Source organism: Vibrio sp. V03_P4A6T147 (assembly GCF_002241085.1).
GTDB lineage: Bacteria > Pseudomonadota > Gammaproteobacteria > Enterobacterales > Vibrionaceae > Vibrio > Vibrio anguillarum.
Window position 1 is genome coordinate 19,666 of the sequence record NZ_NDIO01000408.1, and the last position, 8,199, is coordinate 27,864.

Annotated in this window: 7 protein-coding genes and 1 pseudogene; all 8 read right to left on the reverse strand. The window is 45.1% G+C overall.

Going from position 1 to position 8,199, the window contains the following annotated elements:
* Positions 1-30 precede the first annotated feature (30 nt).
* Positions 31-4,059 carry a DNA-directed RNA polymerase subunit beta gene (gene rpoB / locus B9J84_RS15465; protein WP_010318961.1) on the reverse strand — a complete coding sequence of 1,343 codons (4,029 nt, stop codon included), beginning with the start codon at positions 4,057-4,059 and terminating at the stop codon, positions 31-33.
* A gap of 252 nt (positions 4,060-4,311) precedes the next feature.
* Positions 4,312-4,677, reverse strand: a complete 366-nt coding sequence (gene rplL / locus B9J84_RS15470) for a 50S ribosomal protein L7/L12 (protein WP_010318962.1) — start codon at positions 4,675-4,677, stop codon at positions 4,312-4,314.
* A gap of 60 nt (positions 4,678-4,737) precedes the next feature.
* On the reverse strand, positions 4,738-5,226 hold the full coding sequence (rplJ, locus tag B9J84_RS15475) for a 50S ribosomal protein L10 (RefSeq protein ID WP_026027617.1): 489 nt from the start codon (positions 5,224-5,226) through the stop codon (positions 4,738-4,740).
* Between the two features lie 288 nt (positions 5,227-5,514).
* The gene (rplA, locus tag B9J84_RS15480; protein WP_013857952.1) at positions 5,515-6,216 is read right to left on the reverse strand and encodes a 50S ribosomal protein L1; all 702 of its coding nucleotides are present in this window, start codon (positions 6,214-6,216) and stop codon (positions 5,515-5,517) included.
* Positions 6,217-6,220: 4 nt separating this feature from the next.
* A complete protein-coding gene (gene rplK, locus B9J84_RS15485; protein WP_010318965.1) occupies positions 6,221-6,649 on the reverse strand; it encodes a 50S ribosomal protein L11 in 429 nt (142 codons plus the stop codon).
* Positions 6,650-6,782: 133 nt separating this feature from the next.
* Positions 6,783-7,331: a transcription termination/antitermination protein NusG gene (nusG, locus tag B9J84_RS15490; RefSeq protein ID WP_013857954.1), complete on the reverse strand. Its 549-nt coding sequence runs from the start codon at positions 7,329-7,331 to the stop codon at positions 6,783-6,785.
* A gap of 12 nt (positions 7,332-7,343) precedes the next feature.
* Complete coding sequence (secE, locus tag B9J84_RS15495; protein WP_026027616.1) at positions 7,344-7,724, reverse strand: preprotein translocase subunit SecE; 381 nt, start codon at positions 7,722-7,724, stop codon at positions 7,344-7,346.
* Positions 7,725-7,977: 253 nt separating this feature from the next.
* Positions 7,978-8,199, reverse strand: a pseudogene (gene tuf, locus B9J84_RS15500) (elongation factor Tu); the annotation flags it as partial.

The window sequence follows — 8,199 nt, forward strand, 5'->3', positions numbered from 1 at the left end:
CAGGATAATCCAGAGGGTTTACCGCCAAGATTACTCTTCGTCTTCTAGCTCGATGTTGATACCTAGCGAGCGGATCTCTTTCAGCAATACGTTGAAAGACTCTGGCATGCCAGGTTCCATGCTATGGTTACCATCAACGATGTTCTTATACATCTTGGTACGACCGTTAACGTCATCTGACTTAACAGTAAGCATTTCTTGTAGTGTATATGCAGCACCGTATGCTTCTAGTGCCCACACTTCCATCTCACCGAAACGCTGACCACCGAACTGAGCTTTACCACCAAGTGGTTGCTGAGTTACTAGGCTGTACGAACCTGTTGAACGAGCGTGCATCTTGTCATCAACAAGGTGGTTCAGTTTGAGCATGTACATGTAACCGACAGTTACAGGACGCTCGAATGCATCACCAGTACGACCATCAAACAGTGTTAGCTGACCAGAAGTTGGTAGGTCGGCTAGGCTTAATAGTTCTTTGATTGATGCTTCTGACGCACCATCAAATACTGGAGTTGCAATCGGTAAACCACCACGAAGGTTGTTCACAAGAGTACGAACATCACCATCAGACAGAGCAGCAATATCTACTTTCTGACGCGTATCGCCAAGATCATAAACCTTCTGTAAGAACTCACGCTGCTTAGACAGCTCTTGTTGTTCTTTAACCATTTGGTTGATCTTGTCACCAATACCTTTTGCAGCCAGACCTAAGTGAACTTCAAGGATCTGACCGATGTTCATACGTGACGGTACACCCAGTGGGTTTAATACGATATCAACCGGCTGACCGTTTTCATCGTAAGGCATGTCTTCAACAGGGTTGATCTTAGAGATTACACCCTTGTTACCGTGACGACCTGCCATCTTATCACCAGGCTGGATACGACGTTTCACCGCTAGGTAAACTTTAACAATCTTCAGAACGCCAGGCGCTAGATCATCACCTTGAGTGATTTTGCGACGTTTCGCTTCGAACTTCTTATCGAAGTCAGCTTTTAGCTCATCCCACTGCTCAGCAAGCTGTTCAAGTTGAGATTGTAGCTCGTCGTTTTCTAGTGTTTGTTCTAGCCATTTCTTACGATCGATCGCATCAAGCTTCGCTTCAGAATAGCCACCATTGATCAGTACAGCTTTCACACGCGCTAGTAGACCACCTTCAAGAATTTGGAACTCTTCAGTAAGGTCTTTCTTCGCTTCTTTTAGCTGCATATGTTCAATTTCAAGCGCACGCTTGTCTTTCTCTACGCCATCGCGAGTGAAAACTTGAACATCGATAATGGTACCTGAAACAGAGTTTGGTACACGCAGTGACGTATCTTTAACATCAGAGGCTTTTTCACCGAAGATTGCACGTAGTAGCTTCTCTTCTGGAGTTAGCTGAGTTTCGCCTTTCGGCGTTACTTTACCAACTAGGATGTCACCACCCTTAACTTCAGCACCAATGTAAACGATACCTGACTCGTCTAGTTTAGACAGAGCCGATTCACCTACGTTTGGAATATCCGCTGTGATCTCTTCAGAGCCCAGCTTAGTATCACGAGCCACACAAGAAAGTTCTTGGATGTGGATAGTCGTGAAACGGTCTTCTTGAACGACGCGCTCAGATACTAAGATCGAGTCTTCGAAGTTATAACCATTCCAAGGCATGAATGCGATACGCATGTTTTGGCCAAGCGCTAGCTCACCAAGGTCTGTTGAAGGACCATCAGCAAGGACATCACCGCGAGCTACAGGTTCACCTGGCATCACAGTAGGACGTTGGTTAATACATGTGTTTTGGTTCGAACGTGTGTATTTAGTTAGGTTGTAGATGTCGATACCCGCTTCACCAGATACAAGTTCATCTTCATTAACTTTAACTACGATACGAGACGCATCAACTGACTGCACCATACCGCCACGTTTGGCAACGGCAGTTACACCAGAGTCAACCGCTACATTACGTTCGATACCAGTACCAACCAACGGCTTCTCAGCGCGTAACGTTGGAACCGCTTGACGTTGCATGTTCGCACCCATCAATGCACGGTTCGCATCATCGTGTTCTAGGAACGGGATAAGCGAAGCGGCGATTGATACGACCTGGTTGGTCGCAACGTCCATGTAGTCAACATGTTCACGAGGGTGAAGACCAGATTCACCTTTTTGACGAGCTGTGATCAGCTCATCTGCAAACGTACCTTCTTCAGTCAGAATGGCGTTTGCCTGCGCGATAACAAATTGACCTTCTTGGATAGCTGACAAGTAATCAACTTCATCAGTCACCACACCATCAACAACACGACGGTACGGAGTTTCTAGGAAACCGTATTCGTTACAACGTGCAAATGCTGACAATGAGTTAATCAGACCGATGTTCGGACCTTCTGGCGTTTCGATCGGACATAGACGACCGTAGTGAGTTACGTGTACGTCACGTACCTCAAAGCCAGCACGCTCACGAGTTAGACCGCCAGGACCCAATGCAGAAATACGACGTTTGTGCGTCACTTCTGAAAGTGGGTTGTTCTGGTCCATAAACTGAGAAAGCTGTGAAGAACCGAAGAATTCTTTAACGGCCGCAGAGATAGGCTTCGCATTGATCAAATCTTGAGGCATGATCGCATCAAGATCGCCAAGGCTTAAGCGCTCTTTCACTGCACGTTCAACACGCACAAGACCTACGCGGAATTGGTTTTCAGCCATTTCACCAACAGAGCGAATACGACGGTTGCCAAGGTGGTCGATATCGTCCACTTCGCCAATGCCGTTACGAATGGCGATCAACTTCTTCATCACTTCGATGATATCAGTTTCGTCAAGCGTACCAAGCTCGCCGGCATCTTCACGCTCAATTGAGCTGTTGAACTTCATACGGCCTACTGTTGATAGGTCATAGCGTTCTTCTGAGAAGAATAGGCTTTCAAACAGCGATTCGGCTGCTTCTTTTGTTGGTGGCTCGCCAGGGCGCATCATGCGGTAGATTTCTACTAGCGCAGAAATACGATCAACCGTACTGTCGATGCGGAGCGTCTCAGACACAAATGGACCATGATCAAGATCGTTCGTAAATAGAACTTCAAGTTTCTTATAGCCCGCTTGTGAAAGATTCGCTAATGCTTCCAAGCTAATTTCTTGGTTTGCGCTAACGATGACTTCACCAGTTGCTTCATTGACATAATCTTTAGAAGCGACTTTACCTACGATGTACTCAACGGGTACTTCGATAAAATCAACGTTATCTTTTTCTAGTTGACGAATATGACGAGCCGTTACACGACGACCTTTTTCGACATAAACGGTACCATTTGCTTCAATATCAAATGACGCTGTTTCGCCACGCAGGCGCTCAGGTACCAACTCCATAAGAAGAGTTTGGTCTTTGACTTCAAACTTCACTTTTTCGAAGAACAGATCCAAGATCTCTTCTGTCGATTTACCAAGTGCACGAAGAATGATCGATGCAGGCAGCTTACGACGACGGTCAATACGCACGTATAGGTTATCTTTTGGATCAAACTCAAAATCTAACCATGAACCACGGTAAGGGATAATACGTGCGTTATAAAGAACTTTACCTGATGAGTGAGTTTTACCCTTATCGCTGTCGAAGAATACGCCTGGGCTTCGGTGCAGCTGGGATACGATAACCCTCTCAGTACCATTAATTACGAAGGTACCATTGTCTGTCATGAGTGGAATTTCACCCATGTAGACTTCTTGTTCTTTAATATCTTTTACAGTACCTGCTGGCGCGTCTTTATCAAAGATCACTAGGCGTAGTTTTACGCGTAGTGGCTTAGAATAAGTTACACCACGAATTTGACATTCTTTAACGTCAAAAACTGGCTCACCAAGACGATAGCTAACGTATTGCAGCTCAGAATTGCCGTTATAGCTCTGAATAGGAAATACAGAACGAAAAGCAGCCTCAAGACCGTATTGTCCTTCAGGATCCTGTTCGATAAACTTGTCGAACGAATCGAGCTGGATCGATAGCAGGTATGGAATGTCCAACACTTGTGGACGAGTACCAAAGTCCTTACGGATGCGCTTTTTCTCGGTATAAGAGTAAACCATGGGGTTCCTCAGCTCGCTGATAAGTGACCCAAACTGCCCACCAATTATTCAAAAATAAAGGGTCATAGGACAGTGACTAACAGCTGTTTACTGTAGTAACACAACATCACTCAAAAATGATAGTTTGTGTGCTTTTGCACGAGTATAAGCGTCTAAACAGCGGGAAAATTCACCCATACCCTACAGCGCAAAAAGGCCGGTGGTCAATAAACCACCAGCCATTAGCCTTGCGGCTAAGAAATTAAGTAATAATTACTTAACTTCAACAGTCGCACCAGCTTCTTCTAGCTCTTTCTTAAGTGCGTCAGCTTCTGCTTGAGAAACTGCTTCTTTAATTGCAGCTGGAGCGCCGTCAACTAGAGCTTTAGCTTCTTTAAGACCTAGGCCAGTTGCGCCACGTACTGCTTTGATTACAGATACTTTGTTTGCGCCAGCAGCAGTTAGGATTACGTCGAATTCAGTTTGCTCTTCAACAGCTGCTGCTGCTGGGCCGCCTGCAACTACTGCAGCTGCAGCAGAAACACCGAACTTCTCTTCCATAGCAGAGATAAGTTCAACAACTTGCATTACAGACATTTCTGCAACTGCATCTAGGATTTGCTCGTTAGTAATAGACATAACAATTCTCTTTTAAGTCAACAATAAGTTTATTTAGCAAACAATAAAAAGCAATGCGAATTACGCAGCTTCTTTTTGATCGCGGACAGCAGCGATAGTACGTACCAGCTTGCCAGCAGAAGCTTCTTTCATGCACATCATTAGGCGTGCGATTGCTTCGTCGTAAGTTGGTAGTGTCGCTAGTAGTTCAGCGTCAGTTAATGCGCCTTCAAATGCAGCTGCTTTGATTTCAAAGTGCTTGTTCTCTCTAGCGAAGTCTTTAAAAAGACGCGCTGCAGCACCTGGATGCTCGTTAGAGAATGCGATCAAAGTAGGACCTACGAATACGTCTTGTAGACATTCGTAAGCTGTGCCTTCCACTGCGCGACGTGCTAGAGTATTACGAACAACTCTCATGTAAACACCCGCTTCACGAGCTTGTTTACGTAGAGAAGTCATCGCGCCTACTTGAACGCCACGAGAGTCAGCAACAACTGCAGAAAGTGCACCACTGGCCGCTTCGTTGACTTCAGCAACAATTGCTTGTTTGTCTTGAAGGTTTAAAGCCATCTTGGATTTACTCCTGGTTGTCGTTACACCACTCACTATTATCACAACAGTGAGAGTTATTTCGGTGCAGTCCCAGAAGAAAGTTTATCTATTCAAAAAATAAATTATGCTTTCTGTCAGTTCGGGCACCATCTACGTAGGTACGATTAAGTCATTTATCAAACAGACAAATAACGCCTACGGTCTTGGACGGAGACTGGGTCATAGTTCTAAGAACTAAAATCAGCCCCAACCACAAATATTAGGCGCAGAATTATACACAAATTCCACACCTAATCAAATGTATTATTACGCTTGAGCGTTTAGCGTGTTCTGATCAACAGCAACACCAGCACCCATCGTAGTAGAAATGCTTACTTTCTTCAGGTAAGTACCCTTAGCAGAAGAAGGTTTCGCTTTCTTAAGTGCAACTAGAAGAGCTTCTAAGTTCTCTTGAAGTTGGTTAGTTTCGAAAGAAACTTTACCGATAGTTGTGTGGATGATGCCGTTTTTGTCGTTACGGTAACGAACCTGACCTGCTTTAGCGTTCTTAACCGCTTCAGCAACGTTAGGAGTTACAGTACCAACTTTAGGGTTTGGCATTAGACCGCGAGGACCAAGAATGGTACCTAGTTGACCTACAACGCGCATTGCATCTGGAGAAGCAACAACAACGTCAAAGTTCATTTCGCCTTTCTTCACTAGCTCAGCTAGATCTTCCATACCCACTAAATCTGCACCAGCAGCTTTAGCCGCTTCAGCGTTTGCACCTTGAGTGAACACTGCAACACGTACTTCACGACCAGTACCGTGTGGCAGAACAGTTGCACCACGTACGTTTTGGTCAGATTTACGAGCATCAATGCCAAGGTTCACAGCAACGTCTACAGACTCAACGAATTTAGCCGTTGCAAGTTCTTTAAGAAGAGCTACAGCTTCGTTGATTTCGTATTCTTTAGTTGCGTCAACTTTCTCACGGATAGTGCGCATACGCTTAGTTAGTTTTGCCATGATATTAACCCTCTACCACTAAGCCCATTGAACGAGCAGTACCCGCAATAGAACGTTTCATCGCTTCAATGTCAGCACCAGTCATATCAGCCGCTTTCGCTTCTGCAATTTCTTGGATTTGAGCATCAGTAACCGTGCCCACTTTTTCAGTGTTTGGACGGCCTGAACCAGACTTGATGCCTGCAGCTTTCTTCAGAAGAACAGCCGCTGGAGCAGTCTTAGTTACGAACGTGAAAGAACGGTCGCTGTATACAGTGATAACAACTGGAGTAGGCAAGCCTTTCTCCATTGATTCTGTTCTTGCGTTGAACGCTTTACAGAATTCCATGATGTTAACGCCACGTTGACCTAGTGCAGGACCAACTGGTGGACTTGGGTTCGCCATACCAGATGCAACTTGCAACTTGATATAAGCTTCAACTTTCTTAGCCATGATATTTCCTAAATGTGGGTACAAACGCCAATCAGCTGATCAGCTCCCCGGTTACTTTGTCATAAAGACGTGTAAATAAGGCGCGAAATTATAATCACATTTCACGCCCTTAACAACCCTAAAAGGTGTTTTTTTAATCAAGCTTATCGACTTGACCAAACTCAAGTTCAACAGGAGTTGCACGACCAAAGATAGATACTGACACTTTAATGCGGCTCTTCTCGTAATCCACTTCTTCAACGGTGCCGTTGAAATCAGCAAATGGACCTTCATTAACACGAACCACTTCACCTGCTTCAAACATCGTCTTAGGACGCGGAGCTTCGCTCGCTTTCTCTAGACGATTAAGAATCGCATCGGCTTCTTTGTCAGTGATAGGTGCAGGACGATCGGAGGTTCCACCAATGAAACCCATTACACGAGGAACACTACGAACTAAGTGCCAGGACTCATCATTCATGAGCATCTGTACCAATACATAGCCTGGGAAGAACTTGCGCTCACTTTTACGGCGTTGACCTGCACGCATTTCAACAACTTCTTCGGTTGGAACAAGAACTTCACCGAAGAATTCTTCCATTGCGTGCATCTTGATATGCTCACGCAGCGATTGCGCTACGCGGCCTTCAAATCCAGAGAAGGCTTGAACTACATACCAGCGTTTTTTAGGAGCTTCACTCATGTATTAAACCCTCTATACCCCAGTCACGAAAGCGACAAGACGAACCATAATGCCGTCGATGCCCCAAAGTGCTAGAGCCATTACGATACTTACAGCTAAAACGATTAATGTTGTTTGCATGGTTTCTTGACGTGTCGGCCATACCACTTTGCGAACTTCCATACGAGATTCACGCGCAAACGCAATCGCCGCTTTTCCTTTTGTGGTTGTCGCAGCAACACCGAGTGCTGCAATAATCAGCGCAACCACACCTGCAGCGCGAAGCACTACAGACATTTCACCATACAGGTAATTACCCACAACAGCGGCAGCTAACAGAGCAAAAGTGACAATCCACTTAAATGTGTCTGCTGCACTTGAGCTATCAGGAATTTCAGCATTGTTTGCTTTCATAAACCAACCTGTTACAAGTCTTAACATAGACGACAACAACCCCGCTGTTGCAGGGCAAATCCATAGCACAGGTAAAGCTACCTATACATACTCATCAAGATAGAAATGTCTCTATCTTAAATCCTTTGCACTGGCTTTATCGACCAACAAATCGACAACGGCCAAATTTAGTGCAGAAAAAGGGCATCAAATGATGCCCTTTTTGGTAGTCGTTAGTCAAATACTATTCGTATTTAAACGGCTAAATCAGCAATTAAGCGATAACTTTAGCAACAACACCAGCACCTACTGTACGACCACCTTCACGGATCGCGAAACGTAGACCTTCATCCATCGCGATTGGAGCGATTAGCTCTACAACCATTTGGATGTTGTCACCTGGCATTACCATCTCTACGCCTTCTGGTAGAGAGATATCGCCTGTTACGTCCGTTGTACGGAAGTAGAACTGTGGACGGTAGCCTTTGAAGAACGG